The organism is Flavobacterium sp. UGB4466, assembly GCF_903469665.1.
GTDB lineage: Bacteria > Bacteroidota > Bacteroidia > Flavobacteriales > Flavobacteriaceae > Flavobacterium > Flavobacterium lipolyticum.
In genome coordinates this window covers 1-24,352 of record NZ_CAGKLC010000076.1, presented here as the reverse complement: position 1 = coordinate 24,352, position 24,352 = coordinate 1, and the positions used below count along the sequence as shown (strand labels likewise).

The 24,352-nt window shown below is 34.7% G+C and carries 18 protein-coding genes, 1 other RNA gene and 1 pseudogene; 9 read left to right on the top strand and 11 right to left on the bottom strand.

The window, feature by feature from the left end; genetic code table 11:
- A pseudogene (locus JO950_RS16370) lies at positions 1-902 on the bottom strand (hypothetical protein); the annotation flags it as partial.
- A 1-nt stretch (position 903) separates the two neighbouring features.
- Positions 904-2,919, bottom strand: a complete 2,016-nt coding sequence (locus tag JO950_RS16365) for a hypothetical protein (RefSeq protein ID WP_202703602.1) — start codon at positions 2,917-2,919, stop codon at positions 904-906.
- A gap of 988 nt (positions 2,920-3,907) precedes the next feature.
- Between JO950_RS16365 and bshA the strand changes: the two genes are divergently transcribed.
- Positions 3,908-5,062, top strand: a complete 1,155-nt coding sequence (gene bshA, locus JO950_RS16360) for an N-acetyl-alpha-D-glucosaminyl L-malate synthase BshA (protein ID WP_202703601.1) — start codon at positions 3,908-3,910, stop codon at positions 5,060-5,062.
- A gap of 18 nt (positions 5,063-5,080) precedes the next feature.
- Positions 5,081-5,509 (top strand): protease complex subunit PrcB family protein, encoded by a 429-nt coding sequence (locus tag JO950_RS16355; protein WP_202703600.1) that lies wholly within the window; start codon positions 5,081-5,083, stop codon positions 5,507-5,509.
- A gap of 259 nt (positions 5,510-5,768) precedes the next feature.
- Here the strand turns inward: JO950_RS16355 and JO950_RS16350 are convergent, their stop codons facing one another.
- Together JO950_RS16350 and JO950_RS16345 are read right to left on the bottom strand one after the other, a co-directional pair.
- Positions 5,769-6,266, bottom strand: a complete 498-nt coding sequence (locus tag JO950_RS16350; protein WP_202703599.1) for a hypothetical protein — start codon at positions 6,264-6,266, stop codon at positions 5,769-5,771.
- 153 nt (positions 6,267-6,419) lie between these two features.
- Positions 6,420-7,244 carry a UDP-2,3-diacylglucosamine diphosphatase gene (locus JO950_RS16345; RefSeq protein ID WP_017497648.1) on the bottom strand — a complete coding sequence of 275 codons (825 nt, stop codon included), beginning with the start codon at positions 7,242-7,244 and terminating at the stop codon, positions 6,420-6,422.
- A gap of 188 nt (positions 7,245-7,432) precedes the next feature.
- Here JO950_RS16345 and aroC point away from each other — a divergent pair, with 188 nt between their 5' ends.
- The 3 genes from aroC to JO950_RS16330 all read left to right on the top strand — a co-directional run bounded on the left by aroC (position 7,433) and on the right by JO950_RS16330 (position 12,148).
- A complete protein-coding gene (gene aroC / locus JO950_RS16340; RefSeq protein ID WP_017497647.1) occupies positions 7,433-8,494 on the top strand; it encodes a chorismate synthase in 1,062 nt (353 codons plus the stop codon).
- 50 nt (positions 8,495-8,544) lie between these two features.
- Positions 8,545-9,831 (top strand): dicarboxylate/amino acid:cation symporter, encoded by a 1,287-nt coding sequence (locus JO950_RS16335; RefSeq protein ID WP_202703598.1) that lies wholly within the window; start codon positions 8,545-8,547, stop codon positions 9,829-9,831.
- 127 nt (positions 9,832-9,958) lie between these two features.
- Entirely contained in the window at positions 9,959-12,148 is a 2,190-nt protein-coding gene (locus tag JO950_RS16330; RefSeq protein WP_202703597.1) for a response regulator, read from the top strand.
- A gap of 441 nt (positions 12,149-12,589) precedes the next feature.
- On the opposite strand, the gene JO950_RS16325 is transcribed toward JO950_RS16330, so the two are convergent.
- Positions 12,590-13,840, bottom strand: a complete 1,251-nt coding sequence (locus JO950_RS16325) for a DEAD/DEAH box helicase (protein ID WP_202703596.1) — start codon at positions 13,838-13,840, stop codon at positions 12,590-12,592.
- A 137-nt stretch (positions 13,841-13,977) separates the two neighbouring features.
- Positions 13,978-15,015 carry a formimidoylglutamase gene (locus JO950_RS16320; protein ID WP_202703595.1) on the bottom strand — a complete coding sequence of 346 codons (1,038 nt, stop codon included), beginning with the start codon at positions 15,013-15,015 and terminating at the stop codon, positions 13,978-13,980.
- 97 nt (positions 15,016-15,112) lie between these two features.
- On the opposite strand from JO950_RS16320, the gene JO950_RS16315 reads away from it, so the two are divergent.
- The gene (locus JO950_RS16315; protein ID WP_202703594.1) at positions 15,113-15,991 is read left to right on the top strand and encodes a hypothetical protein; all 879 of its coding nucleotides are present in this window, start codon (positions 15,113-15,115) and stop codon (positions 15,989-15,991) included.
- A 269-nt stretch (positions 15,992-16,260) separates the two neighbouring features.
- Here JO950_RS16315 and hutI read toward each other — a convergent pair whose 3' ends face one another.
- Positions 16,261-17,502 (bottom strand): imidazolonepropionase, encoded by a 1,242-nt coding sequence (hutI, locus tag JO950_RS16310; protein WP_202703593.1) that lies wholly within the window; start codon positions 17,500-17,502, stop codon positions 16,261-16,263.
- A 100-nt stretch (positions 17,503-17,602) separates the two neighbouring features.
- Positions 17,603-18,655 carry a glutaminyl-peptide cyclotransferase gene (locus JO950_RS16305; protein ID WP_202703592.1) on the bottom strand — a complete coding sequence of 351 codons (1,053 nt, stop codon included), beginning with the start codon at positions 18,653-18,655 and terminating at the stop codon, positions 17,603-17,605.
- A gap of 88 nt (positions 18,656-18,743) precedes the next feature.
- Between JO950_RS16305 and ffs the strand changes: the two genes are divergently transcribed.
- From ffs to fsa, 3 genes are all read left to right on the top strand, one after another.
- Positions 18,744-18,841, top strand: an RNA gene (ffs, locus tag JO950_RS16300) — signal recognition particle sRNA small type.
- 171 nt (positions 18,842-19,012) lie between these two features.
- Complete coding sequence (locus JO950_RS16295; RefSeq protein WP_202703591.1) at positions 19,013-19,816, top strand: SDR family oxidoreductase; 804 nt, start codon at positions 19,013-19,015, stop codon at positions 19,814-19,816.
- Between the two features lie 44 nt (positions 19,817-19,860).
- Positions 19,861-20,517 carry a fructose-6-phosphate aldolase gene (gene fsa, locus JO950_RS16290; RefSeq protein WP_017497638.1) on the top strand — a complete coding sequence of 219 codons (657 nt, stop codon included), beginning with the start codon at positions 19,861-19,863 and terminating at the stop codon, positions 20,515-20,517.
- A 217-nt stretch (positions 20,518-20,734) separates the two neighbouring features.
- Here the strand turns inward: fsa and JO950_RS16285 are convergent, their stop codons facing one another.
- From JO950_RS16285 to JO950_RS16275, 3 genes are all read right to left on the bottom strand, one after another.
- Positions 20,735-22,204 carry an MFS transporter gene (locus tag JO950_RS16285; protein WP_202703590.1) on the bottom strand — a complete coding sequence of 490 codons (1,470 nt, stop codon included), beginning with the start codon at positions 22,202-22,204 and terminating at the stop codon, positions 20,735-20,737.
- 176 nt (positions 22,205-22,380) lie between these two features.
- Positions 22,381-23,082, bottom strand: coding sequence for a LytTR family DNA-binding domain-containing protein (locus tag JO950_RS16280; RefSeq protein ID WP_017497635.1), 702 nt, complete (start codon positions 23,080-23,082; stop codon positions 22,381-22,383).
- Entirely contained in the window at positions 23,072-24,124 is a 1,053-nt protein-coding gene (locus tag JO950_RS16275) for a sensor histidine kinase (protein ID WP_202703589.1), read from the bottom strand. Before JO950_RS16275 ends, JO950_RS16280 begins: the two co-directional genes overlap by 11 nt.
- Positions 24,125-24,352 lie beyond the last annotated feature (228 nt).

Below are 24,352 nucleotides of genomic sequence, written 5' to 3'. Positions count from 1 at the left end.
GTTAACAACCAGTAGTTAGAAGGTTTATTGAATTTTATAAAAACATTTTTCAATTCTTCATTAAGTCTTTCTGTTAAATTGTGTATGGCGAAAAAATCAGATACTATCCAATACCCATCAGAGCGATATAATGGATCTAATGTATAGATAAAACGAAGCAAATAGATAAAAAGTAAATGTGTGGGATTAAATCTGAAAAATAGATTAGCGGCAAGTAATAGTGTTAGCATAATCATTTCAAAGTACAGACCTCCAAAATTAACGATTAATCGTTGTGCCTTTTTTAACTTCCATACATTAGTGACATCTGTATATAAAACAAGATTTAGTAAGTAAATACCACAGCCGATAGTACATGATTTCTTAGTGTACTTGTATAAACTGGAGGCGTGACCCAATTCATGAAAGATAGTGCTGATAAAGAATGTTATAAGATAGAATGAAAATGAATCATAAATAATCGATTTGTCAATGATAAGGTAATTGTAGAAAAGTAGAAAAATAAGTAAAATGGATGTACTTATAAAAACAGTACGATGAAACAGTGGATAAAGAATGATGCAGAATAAAGCAGTGGACTTTTCGGATAATAAATTACATTTGAATTTTATGTATTGATCTCTATTCTTTTTTAAATCAATATTTGAAGTGTCATCTATCAAAGCGTTAAAAAGATTTTGACTAATTATTGAGATAATTTCATCATTACTGGAATCGCCTAGATTTAGTTTGTTTTTTGCTTCTTCTAAATTTTCAGTTTGTTTCCAAATTTGAATGAATTCTGCAATAAATTCATTTATGATAAATGATTTATTATATTTTGGTATAGTCAAAATGTGTCCGAAATCATTTATAGTAATTTCATAATCAGTAGCAATCTTATAAATTTTCTGGTGAGACATTTCATTCTGGAGTAAGAGATTTATATTTTTCAATTGCTAATGCACAGAAGCTTGTGGTAATAACTTTATTCGCCCATAAGTAGGGCATTTTATTTTCAATTGTAAGTGTTTGTTTTATAAAGGCCGATGGTCTAAATTCTCCATCTTCTTTCATTTCTTTTTCAAGAAAGTGGATTCCTTTTTTTATACTTTCTACTATTTCAGAATCTGGTGTTTCTTCGAATAAAAGTGTTAATACAGCGAAAGCTGTTTCCGTGCTGGCATGTTTCTCTTTCCCAAATCGACCTTCCGTTTTATTTTGTGATTTGATAATCCATGATTGTGCCTTTTTTATGGCTTCGTTGTATTTTACGGGATCTACTTTATATAAAAATTTAAGGCAGATGTAGGTAGGGTAGAAGCATCCCGAATACCACCTGCTGCCCAAACCAAAACTTCCGTCTTTTTCCTGATTATTTACAAGGTAATCTGCATTAGTGATTATAATGCGCTCAAAATCACTTTGATTAAGTATATTTGTCTTTTCTTTTGCGATATATAAGCCACACCCCATGTTGGCTATGACAGCCAAATCGTTATCTCTTCCCCAGTATTTATCGGTATAAAAATTTAATTGTTTTGAATTTCTTTCAAAAATAGTCCAAGTTGGGAAGATACCATGATTGGACTCTGTTACTTTCAGTAAAGATAGAATTGGATTTTCAAACAAAGTATGAAATAATTCATTATCGTAATACTTTGAAAAAGATTGTAATATTTGACCTAAAGAATCTGCATCATAGGGTACTTCAATTAACAGAGGATGGTACGACCAGCCCATTTTATCAAGTCCGATTTGTGACAGGATGTAATTTTGTTCCTCTGTTATAATTTCTTTTAATGAATCTTTTTTTTGTATTTCAATCAAATGGGTTGTGGCCATCGCTCTTAGAAATGTGTCTCCCAAAGCATAATGCGTTGTAAGCAAATCGTTCAATGAAATAGGAGCCTGTATGTAGTTAAGATCAATAAAATCTTGAGACCATTTCTTTAAAATGTATCTTACCGGTTGGGATAGCGCATTATTGATTTCAGTCTTCTTAATAATTTGAATTTTTTCTTCAAAAGGGATGCTAATCTTGCTCTCGACGCATTCTTTCAGTCGCATATAGTTTTTATTTTCAAAAAGGGCTTTTGTACTTAATAGTCTACGTTCTAAAAGATAAGCATTCATTCCTAAACATAAATTCAAGGCTTTATCGATATAAGTCAAGGCTAATTTATAGAGATCGTCAAAGGCATAAACATAAAGTATTTGACTATTTAAATTTTCAGAGGATAATCCGTTGTCTTTCAAAAGCTTTTTGGTTTTGTGTATGGCAATATTGTACTGACCATTTTTTAGATCTTCATCAAAGTCAATAATGTCATCTAGGATTTGGTAAGCTATGTAGAATAGTTTATGGATTGTTGTTACCTTATCGTAGATGGCTTTACTTCCATTGGAGAATTCTTTGATAAAATCCAAAGGAATTAAAGCGACAGATACTTTTAATTCTGATAATTTTTCAAAATCAGCGATATCAAAGTCTTTAGTTTTGATTTCCTTTTCGAGTTGATACGACTGGTACCATTCTTTTGTACGGTTCTCGATGGCCTCCCAAAGCTTGTCAATACTTACCTTATCTGTACCAAGCTCTGTAACAATGATTCTAAGACTTTCTTTTTCGAGAGCATGTTGAACAAGTGTTACTTTCGAAGTTTGGTCTTTGTCAAATTGCCCGTCCGTTATTTTATCTAAAACCAGCAAAGACATCTTATATAATAATGAGGCATAGCAGATTTTTTCGACAATCTCATAATCGGTAAAGTCAAATGGCTCAGCAAACAGATAGGCGTAGTAAATGTAAGGACTCTGGAGATTATTCTCGATTTCTTTCAGTACAAATGGGTGAAAGGGTTTCGGAAGTCTGCCATTTATTAATTGTTTTTTTATCCTTTCAGATTTTAGATATTCATTTACTTTTTCTAGATGCATTAGATTATGTTATTTTTAAATTAATTTGTGTTTTGTCATGAAAATTGTCAATACAATGACCTAATTTTTTTATACTATGAGTTTTTTAAATTTTATCTTAAAAGAATTTTATAACTAATTTTCAAGATTTAAGATCATTTTATGGTTGATGGTTTAAAAATGTCTTGTTTATTCGTAGAAGTCCATCTTAATTTCGAGGAAAGTGATCTATAACATTCTGCTTTTGGAAAATTAAACATACTTTGTAGTAAATCAGTTTTTGTGTTTATTTTGCAGAGAAAGCTAATATATTATTAAAGGAGTAAGAGGGCATTTGCAGCCCTCTTGTTTTAGCATTTTAGTACTTGGGTTACTTCTTTTTTTTCGAAGGTTTACCCATTACGGCATCGCTATACATTGCCATTTCAAGACGTTGTTCCAGTTCTTCTACGCGAAACTTTTTTACTTCATTTAAATCAATTTTTTTCATATTAAAAATAGTATTAATTATGCCTACTCTTTTAAAGATTTTCAGCTTCCTCTTAAATTGTTTTGATCTATAAAATCTCCATTGAATGCAATTAGTTTGAACATACAGATTTTGGACTTAAAAAGCATTTTTGGTATCCTTAAATATTGATCGCATGTAATATGAATGTTGCTTTGTTTATGTTTAGATTTTATAATTCAGAAGTATTAAATGTATTTTATGATGCGAGTAATTAAGCTGTCTTAAATCAATTATTTTATTGCGAAAGTATTTATGATATGGGTATGGTTTTATCTGTTTGTAATAAGTGGATTAATGATGTAATAAATGGAGTTTTTAGGTAATGTAAGAAAAACCTTCTTTTTTATTTGGTCGCGACCCCTGCCTATTTCATCTTAGATGATATTAATTTTAACATATTGAAAAAAATATTAAGTTTACTATTCACAAAAATCTAACAGTTTAAAAGAGCAACTAAAAGCTATTTTTAAGTACTTTCGTAGTTACTAAACTTAATACATGAAAATAGCAATAGTTTGTTATCCGACATTTGGTGGTAGTGGTGTAGTTGCTACGGAATTAGGCCTTGAATTAGCCAGACGCGGACACGAAATCCACTTTATTACCTACAGTCAGCCAGTTCGGTTGGCACTTTTAAATCCCAATGTTCATTATCACGAAGTGAACGTTCCTGAATATCCTCTTTTTCATTATCAGCCTTATGAATTGGCATTGTCCAGTAAATTGGTTGATATGGTGAAATTGTATAAAATAGAAGTACTTCACGTGCATTATGCCATTCCTCATGCATATGCAGGTTATATGGCGAAGCAAATGCTGAAAAATGAAGGGATTAATCTTCCAATGATTACAACGCTTCACGGAACAGATATTACATTGGTCGGGAATCACCCCTTTTATAAACCTGCAGTGACCTTTAGTATCAATAAATCAGATTATGTGACATCGGTTTCTCAGAGTTTGAAAGATGATACTTTAAAGTTGTTTAAAATCAAGAATAAAATTAAGGTTATCCCTAATTTTATCGAATTGGATAAAGTTAGAAAAGATCCTCAGGCACCTTGTCATCGTTATGTTATGGCCAAGGAGGACGAGCGCATTATCACGCACATTAGTAACTTTAGAAAAGTGAAGAGAATTCCGGATATCATCAAGATTTTCTATAATATTCAGAAAGAAATTCCGTCTAAACTGATGATGGTAGGTGATGGCCCGGAAAAAGAAAAAGCAGAAGTTTTATGTATGGAACTTGGTATCTATGACAAAGTTATTTTCTTTGGAAATAGTAACGAGATTGATAAAATTTTATGTTTTACCGACTTATTCCTGCTTCCATCAGAAACAGAGAGTTTTGGTTTGGCAGCTTTAGAAGCAATGTCAAGCGGAGTTCCGGTAATTTCAAGTAATTCAGGTGGTTTGCCGGAGGTTAATTTTGACGGCTTTTCAGGATATTTGAGCAATGTTGGTAACGTTGAAGAAATGGCTGCCAATGCAATCAAAATACTAAAAGATGATGACGTTTTGAATCAGTTTAAAGCAAATGCACTAGAAGTTGCCCGTAAGTTTGATATCAAAACAATATTGCCTAAGTATGAGGCGCTGTATCAAAAAGCAATTGATGATTACAAACAGGAGAAACACGAAAAACAATAATCTTAAAAGTTAACGTAAATGAAAAAAGTAATTTCGGTACTGGTGATTCTGGTTTTAGTTTCTTGCGGGGTTAAGAAAAACGCTGACGGAACCTCTAAAATTTTGTATGAAGTTCTTACAGAACAATCTGACGGAGGAGGAAATATCAAATTTTTTGAAATTCTGACGGAACCGAACGAAATCAAAATGCTGGAAAATGATCCCCATTTGAAAGCAAAAATGAAACAGGACGATATCAGTAATTCAAATTATGTAATTCTGAATATGGGAGAAAAAAATACCGGTGGCTATTCTATTGGTGTTGAAAAGGTAGAAGAAACGGATAAAAATATTATCATCACCGTTAAAGAAAATAATCCCGCTGCAGATGCTATGGTAACGCAGGTTATTACGTATCCGTACACCGTAATCAAAGTACACTCTAAAAAAGAGATTATCGTGAAGTGAGTTATGAGTTATGAGTTATGAGTTATGAGTTATGAGTTATGAGTTATGAGTTATGAGTTATGAGTTATGAGTTATGAGTTATGAGTTGTGAGTTGTGAGTTGTGAGTTGTGAGTTTGAGCGAAGTCGAAGTGAATGTCAGGCTGAGCGAAGTCGAAGCGAATGTCAGGCTGAGCGAAGTCGAAGCCTGACTGTAAACATAAAAAAAACCTGTCGCATTAAAAACGACAGGTTTCTTTTTATAATTATTTTTGTCTTTAATTAGAATCTGAATTTCACTCCTAAACCTACGTCAAATCCAAAATTGTCATCGTCATAATATCCGGAACCAACTTCAGGTCTCGCGTCTAATGATAGTGTAATTGGTGCTTCTTTAAATCTGTATTCTATACCAATATCTCCCGCAGCAAAAACATACGTTCCGTTATCTTTGTATCTGTTGTTGTTGGTGTAATAGTCGTGATTCCAGCTTGCAAGACCACCACCTACACCTGCATACCAGTTGAAACCGCCATCAATATTCCAAACCCATTGATAAAGTGCTACACCTTTAATAGCGTCAACGTTACTGCTGTTTCTCCATCCTAAATCAAATTCCAGTCTGTTTTTTTGGTTTAATCCTAACTGATAAGATACTTCTCCGCCAAAACCGTTATTATCTCCTAAACGGATACCAAGGGCATGTTTCGAAATTTCTTGTGATTGTGCCGTAAACGCTAAGCCTAATAGCATTAGGGCAGATAAAATGATTTTCTTCATAAAAAATGGTTATTAATTTTTGTCAAATTTAATCCTCACCATAATTTTGAAACGTATAGGATTATTAAAAATTGTTATATAATTCACATTTTTAAGAAGCAATAAGGCAGGTTTCAAGTAGTTTTATTTGCGATAGGCAGTGTGTTTAGAGGTTTATTTGTTTAGAATGATAGTAGAAATTAACTGAGAGCTCAGTGTGTCCTCCATTTCAAAGAGATTTTCTTCCTCGGTAAAATTACTTTCGGCATAAGAGTATAATTTCCATCGCTTTTTATGGTATTCCAATGCAGTAAGATTTTCCACCCAATCTCCTGAATTAAGGTATAAAGTTGACCCGTGTTTGTTTTCTTTGGTGACAATTTTTGGTTCGTGTATGTGTCCGCAGATGACGTAATCGTATTTTTTTTCAATAGCCAGATCAGTTGCAGTAGTTTCAAAATCAGAGATAAATTTAACGGCTTTTTTCACGCTGGCTTTTATCTTTTTAGAGAAGGAGTAGGGTTCGCGTCCTAGTTTTGCAAGGCACCAGTTGGCAAATCGATTGCTTAGAATTAAGTAATCGTATCCTAGTCCGCCCAGTTTTGCAATCCATTTAGAGTGTTGAACAGAAGCATCAAAGACATCTCCATGAAAAATCCATGCTTTTTTATCGTCCAGTTCCAAAACTAATTTATCGACCAGTGCAAAATTTCCCATGTTCATATCGCTGAATTTCCGAAGAATTTCATCATGGTTTCCGGTGATGTAATATACTTTTGTGCCTTTAGATGCCATGCCGATAATACGCTGAATGACTCTTAAATGTGCTTTTGGAAAGTATGATTTTCTAAATTGCCAGGCATCAATAATGTCACCGTTCAGGACTAATGTTTTAGGCTTTATGCTTGATAAGTAGTTGTTTAGTTCTTTGGCGTGACTTCCGTAAGTTCCTAAATGGACATCTGATATAATGACCAATTCAACATTTCGTTTTTTCAATTTTTCTTTTTTTGAAGTTTAACAAATGAAAGAAACTCTTGTGAGAGAAATTTTATGAAATGGTTACCAATTTGGCTGCAATTTTAACAAATTGTGATTTTTAATCCCCTTAACCTTTGCTTAATAATACCAATTTTAAATTTTTTAATTTAATTCATAAAACTTACATTTGCTCAAAACTAATTACAATGGCAGGAAATAGCTACGGCAATTTATATAAAGTTACAACATTTGGAGAATCTCATGGTGAAGCTTTAGGCGGAATTATAGATGGTTGCCCATCAGGAATTGAACTTGATTTAGATGCAATTGAAGTTGAAATGTCCAGAAGAAAGCCCGGACAGTCGGCAATTGTAACACAACGCAAAGAACCGGATGCAGTTCAGTTTTTATCAGGTATTTTTGAAGGTAAAACGACTGGAACGCCTATTGGTTTTATCATTCCGAATACCAATCAAAAATCAGACGATTACTCCCATATAAAAGACAATTACAGACCTAGTCATGCTGATTATGTATACGACCAGAAATATGGTTTTCGAGACTATCGCGGTGGTGGAAGAAGCTCTGCCAGAGAAACAGCAAGCAGAGTAGTTGCGGGAGCGATAGCAAAACAAATGCTTCCTGAAATAAAAATTAATGCCTACGTTTCGTCGGTGGGTCCAATTCATTTAGATACACCTTATCAGGATTTGGATTTTTCTAAAATAGAGAGCAATCCTGTTCGTTGTCCGGATGAAAAATCGGCAGCGATTATGGAAGAATATATTCGCGATATCCGCAAACAAGGAGATACCGTTGGAGGTGTAGTTTCCTGTGTCATTCAAAATGTTCCGGTAGGTTTAGGAGAGCCGGTTTTTGATAAACTGCATGCTGAATTAGGAAAAGCGATGCTTTCGATCAATGCCGTAAAAGGTTTTGAATACGGAAGCGGATTTTCGGGTTCTGAAATGAAAGGAAGTGAACACAACGATTTATACAATCCCGACGGAACTACAAAAACAAATCTTTCCGGAGGAATTCAGGGAGGGATAAGCAACGGAATGGATATTTACTTCAGAGTAGCTTTCAAACCTGTTGCGACTATCATGCAGACTCAGGATTCATTAGATAATAAAGGAAATATTACACCAATGACCGGTAAAGGCCGTCATGATCCGTGTGTAGTGCCTCGCGCAGTGCCAATTGTCGAAGCAATGGCTGCGATTGTTTTGGCTGATTTTTATTTGATCAACAAAACGTATTTATAAAAGTTAAGACAGTGAGGGTTTTGACATTTTAATTTAAAACAAACAAATTAATGCAAGAAGTTACAGAAACTAAAAAGAAATCTTTTCTTAAAGGATTAACAGGGCAGATTATTATTGCAATGGTTCTTGGAGCCGCTTTGGGAATAATTTTACACAATTCGATTTCGCCTGAGGCAGCACAATCTTTTAGCAATAAAATTAAAATGCTTGCCACAATCTTTATCAGATTGGTACAGATGATTATTTCTCCGTTAGTATTTACCACTTTAGTTGTAGGTATTGCAAAACTTGGAGATATCAAAACTGTGGGGAGAATTGGAGGGAAAGCCCTTGGATGGTTTTTTACTGCTTCTTTTATCTCCTTATTGATTGGGTTGTTTTATGTGAATATTTTAGAGCCGGGTGTAGGTTTAAAACTGGATCATGTTGATATGGCTGCTGCTTCAGAAGTAACTGCTAAAACAAAAACATTATCTGTTGAAAATTTTGTAGAGCACATTGTACCTAAAAGTATTTTTGAAGCAATGGCAACCAATGAAATTTTACAGATTGTTGTATTTTCAATCTTCTTCGGGTTAGCTGGTGCCTCTTTGGGAAGTACAGTAAAACCGGTAATCAATGCTTTAGATAAGACTTCGCATATCGTTTTAAAAATGGTAAACTATGTGATGAATTTCGCTCCAATTGGAGTTTTCGGAGCCATTGCAGGAGTATTCGCTATTAGAGATGCCGAAGAGTTGGTAATTACCTATTTTAAATTCTTTGGATCGTTTTTAGTTGGAATCGGTACTTTATGGGTGGTTCTGGTTGCGGTAGGTTATCTTTTTCTGAAAGGAAGAATGACAGAGCTTTTAAGACGTATTACAGGTCCTCTGGCGATCGCTTTCGGTACAACGAGTAGTGAAGCTGTTTTTCCAAAATTAACAGAAGAATTGGAAGATTTTGGTGTAAAAGATAAAATTGTAGCCTTTATGCTGCCGCTTGGATACTCGTTTAACCTTGATGGTAGTATGATGTATATGACTTTTGCCAGTATTTTTATTGCTCAGTTTTATGGAGTGCATCTGGACTTAGGAACGCAAATGGTAATGCTTTTGGTTTTAATGTTAACCAGTAAAGGTATTGCAGGTGTGCCAAGAGCCAGTTTGGTTGTCGTAGCAGCTACTTGCGGTATGTTTGATATTCCGGTTGAAGGAATTGCATTAATTTTACCAATCGATCACTTTTGTGATATGTTCAGAAGTGCTACAAACGTTTTAGGAAATGCGTTGGCAACATCAGTTGTGGGGCAATGGGAGGATGATAAAGACCCTGAAATTGCTTCCGAAAACTTATAATTATTTTTATTCAGGTAGGAAAAGACTTTAAAAACTTTTAAAGTCCAAATAAAAAAGAAGCTGTATTTTTAATAGAAATACAGCTTTTTTTTATTTTTGATGTATATTTGGTCAAATTAGCCTATTTATGCCCCGAATACGGATTCTTTTGCTGCTACTGCTGGTGTGTCTGAATTGTTTTGCCAATTCAGCCATTGTGCAATCTGAAACGGTGCCGGAGGCAAAGATTAATAAACTTGTAGAGGAAGCCTGGGGAGACTATAGGAAATCAAATTTTGAAAAGTCACTCATCAGCTCGAGAATAGCATTAAACTATGCTACAGCCGCTAAGAATAATAATTTAATAGCAAAATCATATAAAATAATTGCCGGGAACTACAATGAATTGTCGGAATTTGATAAAGCTATTTTCTTCTATAAAAAAGGATTGTTGTACGCCAGTAAAACCAATAACGATTCCTTAAAATACAGTCTTTATAATAATCTTGGTAATATTTATTGTTTTGAGAAAAAACAGTTCAACCGGGGAATTAATTATTACAAAAAATCCATAGCCTACAGTTTAAAATTAAACGAGATGCCGCAGGTATATTTTACAAACGTAAATATTGCCTGGGCTTATTTTGATATAGGAAAATTTAAAGAAGGATATCCGTTTCTAAAATTTGTAAACGGCAATAAGACTAAATATGGTGATGAGTCCACAGAGATCGTTGTAAACATGTTAAACGGGATGTATTATAGTTACCATAATGATTATGAGTTGGCGAATGTTTTCTTTCTCAAAGCAATTCAGGCGGGTAAAAATAGTGAGGAGCGATCGGATTTGTCGTATTCACATCAGGAATATTCTAAGTTTTTAAACAAAATAGGGAAGTATGAAGAAGCTTATGTGAATCTGGCCTCATACAATAAGATAACAGAAGAATTGTACAATGAGGAGAAACTCAAAAAAGCCTCTATTGCCGGTTTTAATTTAGAATTAGACGAATACAAAAGGCAGATTGATAAGATTGAAAGTGAGAAAGATTCACAGTATCAAAGTCTTAAGAAATCAAGGATTATTGTGATTTTATTTGTACTGATTTCACTGATACTTTTGGTTCTCATTATTACTCTAATTAAAAACATCAGGTTTAAGAAAAAACACAATGCAGAGCTTTTAGAAGCAAAAGAAATTGCTGAGGAAGCTTCGCTATTGAAGACTCAGTTTATTTCGACTATAAGTCATGAATTGCGTACGCCATTGTACGGTGTGGTTGGAATCACCAATATGCTGCTGGAAGAACACAAAGAACTGTCTAGAAGTCAGCATTTGAGTTCGTTAAAATTTTCGGCCCGTTATTTATTATCGTTGGTAAATGACATTCTTCAGATTAATAAAATTGAGGAGAATAAAGTGGTATTGGAGAATTTGACATTCAATATTTCCGATGAGATCGTGATGATTAAGAATTCGTTGTCCTTTTTGTCGCAAAAAAACAATGATAAAATCACAGTTTCTATTGATCCCTGTATTCCGGAATATCTGATTGGAGATAAGTTGCGACTTGCTCAGATTTTGATGAATCTGGTCAGTAATGCACTTAAGTTTACGAAAGATGGTGAAGTTGAAATTATCGTAAAACTGAATCGATTTGAAGGAAAGATGTATTTTCTGGATTTTTGGGTAAAAGATAACGGAGTAGGGATTGCAGCTGTAGATCAGGATAAAATTTTTGAGAAATTCGTCCAGGTAGGAAGAAAAGATGAAGATTATCAGGGAACTGGCTTAGGTTTGAGCATTGTAAAACGATTGTTGGGGCTTTTTGGCAGTACAATTGATTTGAAAAGCGAAGTAGGCTTTGGGACTTCATTTTCATTTACCATTCCGTTTGAATTCGATCCTCAAAAAACAAAACTGATTATTGAAGAAATAGAGGTTGATCTGAGTTCAAATGAGGTATATAAGATTCTAATTGTAGAAGATAATCTCATCAATCAGCTGGTGACGAAAAAAATTATCGAAAAACACAATTATGTCTGCAAAGTAGTTGATGATGGTTTTGCGGCTTTAAAAATGCTGGAGAGCGAAAATTTCGACCTGATTTTAATGGATATCAACATGCCTTTGATGAATGGTTTTGAAACTACGAGAAGGATTCGTTCAAAAGGGCTTAAAACTCCCATTATAGCGCTTACTGCTTTTGATAAAGACGAGATTACAGATGAAGCGATTTCTTCAGGAATAAATGATATTATTATCAAGCCGTTTGAACCGGTACGCCTTTTTAAGATAATGAATTACTTAATACTGGAAACGAAAAACGCCGGTTAGTATCCGGAAGTCTGAACACAAATTCCACTAATTTGCACAAATTTGAATAGGTTAACCTTTTTTGTGAAATTAATTTCACAAACAAATTAGGGGTATTTCGTGTTGCTTTTTATACTTGTATCCAAACGGTAGCTCATTATCGTTCCTATTTTAATTCTTAAAAGAGGATGCAAAAAAAAACTTTCACATAGCAAGATATGTGCATTTAAATGTAGTGAAACGTCTTTTTTGCAGGTGCAGCACCTATGTTGCTATGTGTTAAAATTATGCCCAATACAGTAAAATAATGATACTAAACGGAATAGTTGTAGTCTACCGTGTGAACACAAATTTCACAAATCTTAAAAGGATAACCTTGTCTGTGAAATTAATTCCATAAACAAATTAGTGACAATTTGTGCAATTCGTGTTATTTTTTATACTTGTGCCCACACGGTAATTTTAGTACCAGCGTTTTTTATTTTGTTTAGAAGCATTTGATTTTCTCGATTTATGAGCACCACCGCTTCGGTTTGAGTTTTTAGGTTTTTCATCCGTCGCCTCCGGGCTTCCTGAGTGCCATGGGTAAGGATGATCGGTAATGGTTTTTACCTCTACTTTTATAAGTTTCTGAATGTCTTTCCAGTAAGGCTGTTCGTCTTTACCGCAAAACGAAATGGCAATTCCGCCATTTCCGGCACGCCCCGTACGTCCAATTCGGTGTACATAAGTCTCCGGAATGTTGGGTAAATCAAAATTGATAACAAAAGGCAATTGGTCAATATCGATTCCTCTTGCAGCAATATCAGTTGCAACAAGAACGCCAACTTCTTTGTTTTTAAACGCATCTAAAACACGCTGTCTGGCATTTTGAGATTTATCTCCGTGGATAGCCTCAGCAGGAATGTCTTTTTTACGAAGCGCTTTTACCACATTGTCAGCACCATGTTTGGTTCTTGAAAAAACCAGCACATTAGACAGGTTTTCATTTTTGATCAAATGATACAATAAATTTCTTTTCTCTGTTTTTTCTACAAAGTAAATGCGCTGCTCAACTGTTTCTGCCGTTGATGAAACAGGTGAAACTTCTACCTTTTCAGGGTCTTTTAAAAACATTTCAGCCAGTTCGCGAATGGCAATCGGCATAGTAGCAGAGAACAATAAAGTCTGCCTGTTTTTAGGAGTTAGTTTAACAATTTTTTTGACATCATTGATAAAACCCATGTCCAGCATTTGATCGGCTTCATCCAGAACTAAAGTGTGTAAATGATCGAGATCCAGGAATCCTTGTTTGTGTAAATCAAGTAAACGGCCTGGGGTTGCAACTAAAATGTCAACTCCATTTTTTAGAGTGTCTACCTGAGGATTTTGTGAAACCCCTCCAAAAATAGTCAATTGTGTTAAGTTGGTATATTTGGCATAAGTGTCAAAACTTTGCCCAATCTGAACCGCTAATTCACGTGTAGGAGTAACTATAAGAGCACGAACTTGTTTGGCCTTTTTAGACGAGCCTACAATTCGGTGTAATTGATGTATGATTGGAATAGCAAATGCTGCTGTTTTTCCGGTACCGGTTTGTGCACAGCCAATTAAATCTCTTCCTGACAAAACGATCGGGATCGATTGTTCCTGAATAGGAGTAGGATTTAAGTAGCCTTCTTCAAATACGGCTTTTTGTATACTTTTTGAGAGTGACAGATCTTCGAATAACATATCTTGACTTATTAAGAATTTAGTTTTAAGTACTAAAATTCAGTGCAAAGATAGGTTTATTCGTTTAATCCTTTAATTGAATATTGCTTTATTTGGCAAACGCCTATTTTTTTTGATTGCTAAAGTTTCTGTTGCGATTAGATTTTTTCGTTATTCGCTTTAATAAAATCAGTTACTAAATAGCCTATCAGCTTGCCAATTAAATTGTTGTTCGGAGAATCGGCCAAATCTGGCGCACCTTCGCAAATATGCAGATAGGTCGCATTTTTATGTTGCCCGAAAAAGGAAACAAACTGACGTACTTGTTCTACTGAAAAACCGCTGATGGTCATCGCGCTGCTGGCAATGTTCGGAAGAGCATCCAAATCGATTTCGATTCCAAAAGAATCTGTTCTGATGAATTCTAAAGCCAAAGCCATTTCTCTGTCAAAATCTTTTTCCCTGCGAATGCCGACGCTGTCGTACGTATTGTAACGAACGCGGTCTTCCAATTTTTTGATGATGTCTAAAACGCTTTTAGAAGTATAGTTTTCATGCAGACCAAAAATGAAGTATTTTTTTAAGAAACCTTCTTCATAGGCATACGAAAAACCGTTGCCGCTATGACGCCCTTCAAGGATTCTAAAATCAGAATGTGCATCAAAATTAATAGCATTGATTGGTTTTCCTTTGGCTAAAGCCGATCCTTTTATGTTTCCGTAAGCATTATTGTGTCCGCCTCCAATTATGATAGGTATTTTTCCAGCTTTTATAAGTGTAAAGATAATGTGTGAAACTTCTTTGTCAATTTTTTCGACTAACTGACTTAGCTTGGACCTGTCGTCAATATCATTAAAATCAAGATTTTCGACATCACGCATTTCCTGAGCAACGTCCAACTGTCCTAAAACCAAAATCTGACTGCCTTTAGAGAAACGATTGTGCTGAATATTGGCAATGCTTTTTATCGCACTTTCCCATGCCGATGCTGCTCCGGGTCTGCCATAATTGGCGCGTACCCCAATATCTTCAGGTATCCCAAAAAGCACATATTTGGCCTCACTTCCTTTTAGAAAATTGATCTTGTCAGCCCCTTTGGGTATGATGACCATTTTTTCTCCAAATTTTATTTCACCACTTCGATGATTGGTGATTTTTGCCAAATCGTTAACAGTAAAAGGAATTAGTTTCTCCATGAAAAAAAAATATTTTCCAAAAATAATATAATTGTGGCAACTTACGTTATTACCTTATATTAATTCTTAAATTTGTTTTAAAGAAAATTTTTTAAATATGGAAAACCCAAAGAACAACAACTCAAGTCTAAAAGCGGTAATCGCAGTTTTAGCAGTCCTACTGATTGGTAGCTTAGTGTATATTTTTAAATTATCATCTGATACAGATGTAGTTAAAACTGAACTTACAACGACGATGACAGAAAAAGAATCTGTTATGAAAGATTTACAGGAATTAAAAGCAACTTATGATGCTGCGATTGCTGAAAATACTTCAATGTCTGATGAGTTAATTCAGGAAAGAGATAAAGTAGTCGCTCTTATGGATGATTTAAATAAATCTAAAGGAGATGTTTCTAAGTACAGATCACAAGTTCAGGCAATGCAAGGTAAAATGAAAACTTTAGTTGCTGAAAACGATGAGTTGAAAAAACAAAATGGTGTTTTAACAGTTCAAAGAGACAGTACAATTGTAGTGTTAGGAGAGTCTAAGAAATACAATGAAGTTTTGGTTGGTCAAAACGAAGAATTGGCTAAAACAGTTGAAAAAGGAGCTAAATTATCAGTCTTAAATACTAAAACAATTGCTTATAAAGTAAGAAGCTCTGGTAAGCAAATTGAAACTGATAAAGCAAGCCGTGCTGATGTATTGAAAGTAAGCTTTACAATTGCTGAAAATCAAATCGCTAAATCAGGAGATAAAACGTACTATGTTCAGGTTATTGATTCTAAAAACAATGTTTTAGGAGAAAAGAAAACAGAAAGCTTTGGAGATAATACTTTAACGTATAGCTTTAAAACTACTGTGAAATATGAAAATAAAACAGTAAACGTTTCAGAAGATTTAATTGGTAAAGATTTCGAAAAAGGAACTTACTTTATTAACGTTTTTGACAATGACGAATTAGTTTCTAAAACTAGTTTCACTTTAAGATAATACGCCGTTTAGGACAAATACCACTAAAAGTAAAAAAGGTCTGTGATTTTTCACAGACCTTTTTTTATGCTTTAACGCGTTGGGTAAACTCGGATAAAATTTAATTTTAGCACATAGAAACATAGATTTTTACAGCTCTAAAAGAAGGTTGGAGAGGCACGTTTCGTTTACATAGTGTTATGTGGCTTATTTAAAGTGGAGCGCCTTTTTTGTACCAGTACAGAGCTTATGTTTCTATGTGTTAAAACAATTTTCTTCTAGCGATTATTTTACTGTTTTAGAATTTTTCCTTCAAGAAAAACACTTTCGATAAGATTGCTTCCAAAAGCGTAAGGAATTTGATAGTAAGAGGAAACGGGTTTTGTAAGGATCAGATTGGCTTTTTTTCCTCTGGTGATACTTCCGTGTGTTTCTGAAATTCCCATTGCGTAGGCGCCATTTATAGTAGCGGCATTTATAGCTTCTTCAGGAGTCATTTTCATTTTAATACAAGCCGTTGCAACGACAAAATTCATGTTTCCGGATGGAGTAGAACCTGGGTTGAAATCTGTAGCCAGGGCAATTGGCAGACCTGCTTTTATCATTTCACGAGCCGGGGTGTAAGGAATGCTTAAAAAATAAGAACAGGACGGTAAAGCAACAGGCATCGTTTCGGTGTTTTTTAAAGCCTCAATGTCTTCCGGGTTCATAATTTCAAGATGATCCACTGAAAGGGCGTTGTATTTGATTCCAGCCTGTATTCCGCCAATAGAATTGAATTGGTTCACATGAATTTTAGGTTTTAGTCCAAATTGTATTCCGGCTTCCATGATTTTTTCTGTTTCTTCAACTGAAAAGTAACCAGTCTCACAAAAGGCATCTACGTAATCGGCCAGTTTGTTTTGGGCAATCTCAGGCAGCATTTTGGTGATGATTTCATCAATGTAACCTGCTTTGTTTTCTTTGTAATGCAAAGGGAAGGCATGTGCTCCCAGAAAAGTGGCTTTTATGGCAATCGGATAATTCTGAGCTAATTTTTGAATTACGCGAAGCATTTTGAGTTCGCCTTCGATAGTTAGTCCGTAACCTGATTTAATTTCTACCGCTCCGGTTCCCAAATGCATGACTTCTTCTAAACGAAGTTTCGATTGCTCGTAGATTTCCTCTTCAGTAGTTTCATTGAGTTTTTTAGCCGAGTTTAGAATGCCACCGCCACGATTCGCAATTTCTTCATACGAAAATCCGTTTATACGGTCTACAAATTCCTGTTCGCGATTACCTGCATATACAATGTGGGTGTGGCTGTCGCACCACGTAGGCAGTATAACTCGTCCTGTGGCATCGATTGTCAGATCAGCATTGGTTTCAGGAAGATTTTCCATCAGACCGTAATCCTGAATAAGATCGTCTTTTAGAATTAAATAGGCATTTTTCAGTGTTGGAAGTATGGCCATTTCTGCTCCGGAAACTTTAGTGACTGAAGTTTCGCGGACCTGAAGTAATTCTTTTATGTTTGTTATAAGAGTTGTCATTATTTTGAGGTATAAAGTAAAAAGCACAAATTTCACAATTATCACACAATAGATTAGTGAAATTCGTGAAATCTGTGTTTAAAAATTTGTTCTTATTGTCTTATTCAGAAACGGTTATTTCGAACATTTTGGTCCAGTTTTTACCGGTAACAAAAATAGTTTTAGTTTTGGGGTTGTAAGCAATTCCGTTTAAAACGTCATCTTTAGTTACGTCAGTCATCAATTTGCGTAATCCTGACATGTCCAGAATTCCTTCAACAGCTCCGGAAACAGGGTTTACGACAGCAATAGCGTCCTTAAACCACACGTTGGTATAGATTTTTCCGTTAATCCACTCCAATTCATTAATGGCTTTAATTTTTGAAGTTCCCGAGTATACGTTGATGTAATCTATCATTTTTTGCGTGGCAGGATCCATTTTCCAGATTTTCTCTGTTTTGTCTGTTTGATAAATGTATTTCCCGTCATTCGTCATTCCCCAGCCTTCGATATCTTTCTCGTAAGCAAAGGTTTTTTCCAGTTTTAAAGTGTTGGCATTGTAGATAAAACCTGTTTTGTTTTGCCAGGTCAGCTGAAATAATTTGCCGTTGATGAACGTAATACCTTCACCAAAGTATTTTTTGTCTAAGTCAATTTGTTTGAAAACTTTTCCAGTTTTATAATCGTATTTTCTTAAGTAAGAAGCTCCTTCCTGACCGGTGCTTTCGTATAAAGTGTCTTTATAGAACTCTAATCCTTCAGTAAAAGCTTGTTTGTCGTGCGGATAGGTGTTGATTATTTTATACTTTAATAGTTTAGGTTCGATATCAGAAACCAGCTCCACACGTTTAGTGGCATCTGAGGAATCTGAACCAAAATAAACGGTAGCTTTTAGGTACTGATACCCTAATCTTTGTTCTTTTAATTCAAATTTGAATTTTTCCGCACCTTTAGTGCTTCCCACTTTTTTATCGTTTACAAAGTAGGCAATGCTGTCGATTTCTTTCGAATTTGGGTTTAAAACACCGATCGAAATGGCTTCCTGAGGTAAAAAATGGGCCGGAAAAGCCGAATCATCGATAGTAAACAAAGAATTTTCACCTTTTTTTGTATCTCCACATCCAATTAATGTGATTCCTAATAAAATGACAGTTAGGAAGTTATAATTTTTCATAGTTTAAAATTTGAATAAGCCAATATACGATGATATTTTTATAGCAACAAAGGTCTTGCAAAAATATAAAAAGATTGTATATTTGCACCGGCAAGTCCTACACGACCAGCTCCTGCAGACTCCCCCAGGATGGGAACATAGCAAGGGTACGTGGTTGAGCGGTGCGATGTAGGTCGCTTGCCATTTTTTTTTTTTTTTAGTTCCCGATCTTTCGGGATTTTTTTTTAGAATTAATTTAAAAGTAGTCTTCCTTATGGAGGATTTTTTTATTTTTGACCCTTTTGAAAGTTAAAGTTAAGTGTTGGAAATTAAAAATTTCTCCACATAACCCATAACTCATAACTCAAAACTTAAATAATGAGTAAAGTTGTTTTAATTACCGGCGGATCTTCAGGAATTGGAAAGTCAATTGGAGAGTATTTACATCAAAAAGGTTTCGTGGTATACGGAACGAGCCGAAATCCTGAAAAGGTACAGCATTCTGTTTTTCCTTTGGTTGCTTTGGACGTTCGTAATGCAAATTCTATACAGTCGGCAGTAGCTCAGGTTATTGCAGCTTCCGGAAGGCTGGATGTTGTCATTAATAATGCCGGGGTTGGAATTACCGGACCCTTAGAGGAGATTCCGACGGAGGAAATCAAGAATAATTTTGAAACCAATTTTTTCGGACCAATTGAAGTGATGAAGGCGGTTTTGCCTCAAATGCGAGAGCAAAAATCGGGTTTGATTATCAATATTACTTCGATTGCAGGTTATATGGGATTGCCGTATCGCAGTGTGTATTCGGCTTCCAAAGGGGCTTTAGAATTAATTACCGAGGCTTTGCGAATGGAAGTGAAGTCGTTTGGAATTGAAATTACGAATGTGGCTCCGGGTGATTTTGCCACAAATATTGCAGCAGGTCGTTATCATGCACCGGTGGTTAAAGGTTCGGCTTACGAAAAAGTGTATGGCGATATTCTGGCAACGATGAACGAACATGTTGATGCAGGGGGGAATCCGAATGAAATGGCTGAAGCTGTTTATAAAATCATCCAAAAGGAAAAACCAAAAGTGCATTATAAAGTAGGGGCTTTTATGCAGAAGTTCTCTATTGTTTTAAAACGTGCATTACCGGATAAAGTTTATGAAAAAATGCTGATGAATCATTATAAGTTGTAATTTTGCACGAAATTTTTAAACACACAATTAAATATAAATAGATTATGAAATTTTTTATTGACACGGCTAATTTAGCTCAGATTAAAGAAGCGCAGGCTTTAGGAGTTTTGGATGGTGTAACCACTAACCCATCATTGATGGCTAAAGAAGGAATTACCGGAAAAAACAACATTTTGAAGCACTATGTTGACATCTGTAATTTGGTTGAAGGAGATGTAAGTGCTGAAGTAAATGCGCTGGATTTTGACGGTATGGTTAAGGAAGGTGAGGAGCTGGCTGAATTACATGACCAAATCGTGGTAAAATTGCCTATGACGAAAGAAGGTGTTATGGCGGCAAAATATTTTTCTGATAAAGGCATTAAAACGAATGTAACTCTTGTGTTTTCAGTAGGGCAGGCTATTTTGGCTGCAAAAGCGGGAGCAACTTATGTATCTCCGTTTGTGGGTCGTTTAGATGATGTTTCAACTGACGGATTGAATTTAATCGAAGAGATTAGATTGGTATATGACAACTACGGTTACGAAACGCAAATTTTAGCAGCCTCTGTGCGTCACACGATGCACATTGTAAATTGTGCTAAGATTGGTGCTGATGTTATGACAGGGCCTCTTTCTGCAATTTATGGATTGTTGAAACACCCATTAACAGATATTGGATTGGCTCAGTTTGTAGCTGATTTCGAGAAAGGAAACAAGTAGTCCTTAGCTAATAAAAACTTAAAAACGCCATTTTTCAATAGAAAGATGGCGTTTTTTTATGTTGTATATATAAAACCGACAGATTTTTGTAGCCTGTCTCGTTTGTTGTGAGTATAGGAAAGTAGTACTAAAAAAAATCTCAAATTCCAAATCCCAAACCTTTAGTGAGCGTTTGGAATTTGGAATTTGAGATTTGGAATTTAAAATTTTATTCGGTTTAGTGACCTCCGCCTCCGCCTTCAACGTGGTTGATCCCTTGTCTTTTTAAGATTTTAGGGCAATAGAAACCATAAAACCCTAAATAAGCAAAACCTAAAAGAGGAACGATATAGGAGAAGTGTGTCCATGTGATTCCAAAAATTCCGTTTGGACTTGTAAGGTCGATATCACAGATGCTTCCTTGAATTAAAGGGATAATTCCTCCTCCAAGAATCATCATGATTAAGAATGAAGAAGCTTTTCCAGTGTTTTTACCTAAGCCGGCAATTGCTAAATCAAAGATAGACGGCCACATGATAGATAAGAATAAACCTCCGGAAATAAAGAAGAATTTAGCAATTTGCGGATCCGGGTAAACCAATCCGGCAAACATCATCAACACACCAGAAATTCCGAAAAGCATTAAGGTTTTACCTGCATTTTTACCTCCAACAAAACTTACTGCTATAAATAGTAAGATCCAGATTGGGTAAATGTAAAAAGAAGAAACATCGTGCGCGGCAAAAAGGTTAGCGCCAATGATTACTCCAAATGCCAATGCAGGAACAATAAATTTAAGCGCTGTATTTACTAAGTTTGAAGTGTTGAAAACGTTAACCCCGCCATTCCAGCGGCCAATCATTAAACTTCCCCAGTATAAGGCAATAAATGGGGCAATAGCATCTTCCAGGATGTTTCCAAATTCATGTGTATGCAATAAGGCAGGTAAGTTACTGATGATGGTTACCTCTGTACCTACGTAGATAAAAATCCCTAACATTCCTAAATAAAGCTGTGGGTAGTCTAGTATGTTGAATTTTTCATGAGCTACTTTAATCTCTTCTTCGTCCTCTTTTGCAGGATCTTCAATTTTGGAGAAGTTCATGAAAACGGCTACTATGATAAAAGCAAGTCCAAGAATAATAAAAGGCAGTTTAATGTCCTCTAAAGAAAGAGCTGTTTTTTTGTTGTCTCCCATTCCGAATAAAGCGATTCCCAGTAAGATAGCGCCAATTGTAGTTCCGAAAGAGTTAATTCCACCTGCTAAAGTCAAACGGTGTGCACCTGTTGCAGGGCTTCCCATTTTAATGGCAAGAGGATTGGCAACAATTTGCTGGATAGAGAATCCTAATCCAACTGTAAATAAAGCGGTTAAAAAGAAAGGGAAGCTTTCCATTGTTGCAGCGGGAATGAATAAAAATGATCCAACGGCAGATAGGAGTAAACCGGCAGAAAGTGTTTTTTTGTATCCAAATTTTTGTAAAACATCTAATTTTAAGGACACCAAAAAGAAAATCAAGGAACCTACGAAGTATGCCGCATAAAAGGCCCAGGCTACTAATTGTGATTGTACTTGCGATAAGGTGAATACTTTCTTGAAAACAGGAATCAGGATGTCATTGGCAGAACCAACAAAACCCCAAAAGAAGAAAACAATTATCAACGAGATAAACTGTCCCCATTTGGTTTGAACATTTTCTGAACTCATAATTTAAGAGGTTAATTTTTTATTTTATTGTTTTTTGAAGACCGTAAATATATTTGTTAAGTGTATCAAAAAAAAATAAAAAGCTACAAATAATGTTAAATTTAAACCAACGACATTATTTTTTCAACAATGTGTTAGTTTTTACTGAGTTACAAAAACGATTTAGGAAGCTGAATTTATTCCAGAATTTTGTTTTTTACTTCTTTGCTGTAATTTCTTCCAATAGGAATGGTGTAGGATTGTATTTGAATACGATTACCTTCTATAGATTTTACTTTGTTGAGTGCGATTACGTATGATTTGTGAATGCGCAGGAATCGGTCAGCCGGTAATTCTTCAGATAAAGAAGTTAACGATTTATGTGTAATATAGGTTTTGTCAGAAGTCACCACTTTTATGTATTCTTTCATGCCTTCAACAAAAAGAATTTCTTCAATATTAATTTTCATCATTTTTTTATCGACTTTAATAAAAATATGAGAGTCTCCTTTTACGGTTTCGACTTTAATATTGTTTTTTAAATTGTATTCGGTGGTGATTTTATTAATGCATTTTATAAATCTTGGAAGCGGGATAGGTTTTACTAAATAATCCAGAACATCCAGATCGTAACTTTCGGCGGCAAATTCTCTAAAAGCCGTTGTGATGATAACTTTGGTTTTGTTTTCGATTAAGCTAATAAGTTCGAATCCTGTCATCATAGGCATGTTAATGTCTAAGAATACAGCATCGACAGTGGTACTGTTTATAAAATCAAGCGCTTCCAAAGAATTATTAAATGTACCGATTACTTCAAAATCTGTAAAATTGGTAAAATAATTTTGCAGGACTTTGATTGCTAAAGGCTCATCATCAACCAACACACATTTAATTTTCATTATTAAGAGGTATTTGCAAACGGATTATATAGTAATTTAATTTGATTGTGTTTTTTAGACTAAAATCGTTCTTGTAAATCAGTTTTAATCTTTTTTTGGTATTCGCCAGGCCAATACCACCTTTCGAGTTAAGATTTTGTGAAATTACAAAATTATTTAAGATTTCAAAGTCTAACATTTTATTGTCGATAACTTTACAATTGATTTTGATTTTTATATTGTTGTTATTGACTCCGCCATGTTTAAAGGCATTTTCTACCAATGAAATAAAGATCAGCGGAGGTACTACAATATCCTCGATATTGGATTCCAGATTGATCGTAACTTCTACATTTTCAAAACGTAACTTCTCGATTTCGATATAATTTTGTATGTAATCAATTTCTTTGATTAAGGGAACAGATTTGGTTCCTTTGACATCGTATAAAACATACTCCATCAAATTAGACAGTTTTAAGATTACATCCGGTACTTTATCTGAAGATTCAAGCGACAAAGCATACAAGTTATTCAGCGTATTAAAAAAGAAATGAGGCTGAATTTGATTTTCCAGATATTTTAGTTTGATCTTAAACTGATTTTCTCTTAATGATCGGTTTCTTTCACGTTCTCGCAACCAGGTTAAGGTAAGGTAAACGGAAGACGCCATGGCAACAACGTACAATTCTCCAATGCAGACTGCCAGTACGTGGTTAATGTCGAAAGTGTGGTATTCACGGTTCGCTTCCGGCCAGATATTTTCGGATATAAGATAATAGGTAAGACCGGTTTTTATTAAGTAGACCCCCAATAGGCTAGCCACCATCATAAAGGTGTACTGAATGTACTTTTGTTTTAGCACCAAACGAGGAACTAGTACAAATAAATTAAAATAGACTAATGGAATGTGTAAAGAGAATTCTATCAAGTTTGACTTGAACGAATAGGAGTAGTCATTAAAGTAGGCTCCCCATCTTAAAAAATTTAAGGTAAAATAGCAGCTCCAAAACCAAACATGATTTTTAAGTTTTAAGTCAAATTTCAATTTTTGCAGTTCGTTCAATTTTTAGGAATAGTTTATTAAGGATTTTCTTTAGCTTAAATATTGTGCAACTTTAAACAATTACTTGCTAAAACACAATTCTTTTGAATAAAACTTTGACAAAAAAGAAGCACTTGTGTTTTTTTAATAAGATAATGTTTTTATGAAAGATAGTAGAGCGTAAATAATGTAATTCAATTATCAATGGTATTATGTTATTCAATTGATGTTATAGCACGGTCTATTAAG

Excerpts from the sequence above, each read along its gene's own strand:
- JO950_RS16365 (WP_202703602.1), bottom strand. The coding sequence starts at position 2,919 with ATGCATCTAGAAAAAGTAAATGAATATCTAAAATCTGAAAGGATAAAA.
- bshA (WP_202703601.1), top strand. The coding sequence starts at position 3,908 with ATGAAAATAGCAATAGTTTGTTATCCGACATTTGGTGGTAGTGGTGTA.
- JO950_RS16355 (WP_202703600.1), top strand. The coding sequence starts at position 5,081 with ATGAAAAAAGTAATTTCGGTACTGGTGATTCTGGTTTTAGTTTCTTGC.
- JO950_RS16350 (WP_202703599.1), bottom strand. The coding sequence starts at position 6,266 with ATGAAGAAAATCATTTTATCTGCCCTAATGCTATTAGGCTTAGCGTTT.
- aroC (WP_017497647.1), top strand. The coding sequence starts at position 7,433 with ATGGCAGGAAATAGCTACGGCAATTTATATAAAGTTACAACATTTGGA.
- JO950_RS16335 (WP_202703598.1), top strand. The coding sequence starts at position 8,545 with ATGCAAGAAGTTACAGAAACTAAAAAGAAATCTTTTCTTAAAGGATTA.
- JO950_RS16330 (WP_202703597.1), top strand. The coding sequence starts at position 9,959 with ATGCCCCGAATACGGATTCTTTTGCTGCTACTGCTGGTGTGTCTGAAT.
- JO950_RS16325 (WP_202703596.1), bottom strand. The coding sequence starts at position 13,840 with ATGTTATTCGAAGATCTGTCACTCTCAAAAAGTATACAAAAAGCCGTA.
- JO950_RS16320 (WP_202703595.1), bottom strand. The coding sequence starts at position 15,015 with ATGGAGAAACTAATTCCTTTTACTGTTAACGATTTGGCAAAAATCACC.
- JO950_RS16315 (WP_202703594.1), top strand. The coding sequence starts at position 15,113 with ATGGAAAACCCAAAGAACAACAACTCAAGTCTAAAAGCGGTAATCGCA.
- hutI (WP_202703593.1), bottom strand. The coding sequence starts at position 17,502 with ATGACAACTCTTATAACAAACATAAAAGAATTACTTCAGGTCCGCGAA.
- JO950_RS16305 (WP_202703592.1), bottom strand. The coding sequence starts at position 18,655 with ATGAAAAATTATAACTTCCTAACTGTCATTTTATTAGGAATCACATTA.
- JO950_RS16295 (WP_202703591.1), top strand. The coding sequence starts at position 19,013 with ATGAGTAAAGTTGTTTTAATTACCGGCGGATCTTCAGGAATTGGAAAG.
- fsa (WP_017497638.1), top strand. The coding sequence starts at position 19,861 with ATGAAATTTTTTATTGACACGGCTAATTTAGCTCAGATTAAAGAAGCG.
- JO950_RS16285 (WP_202703590.1), bottom strand. The coding sequence starts at position 22,204 with ATGAGTTCAGAAAATGTTCAAACCAAATGGGGACAGTTTATCTCGTTG.
- JO950_RS16280 (WP_017497635.1), bottom strand. The coding sequence starts at position 23,082 with ATGAAAATTAAATGTGTGTTGGTTGATGATGAGCCTTTAGCAATCAAA.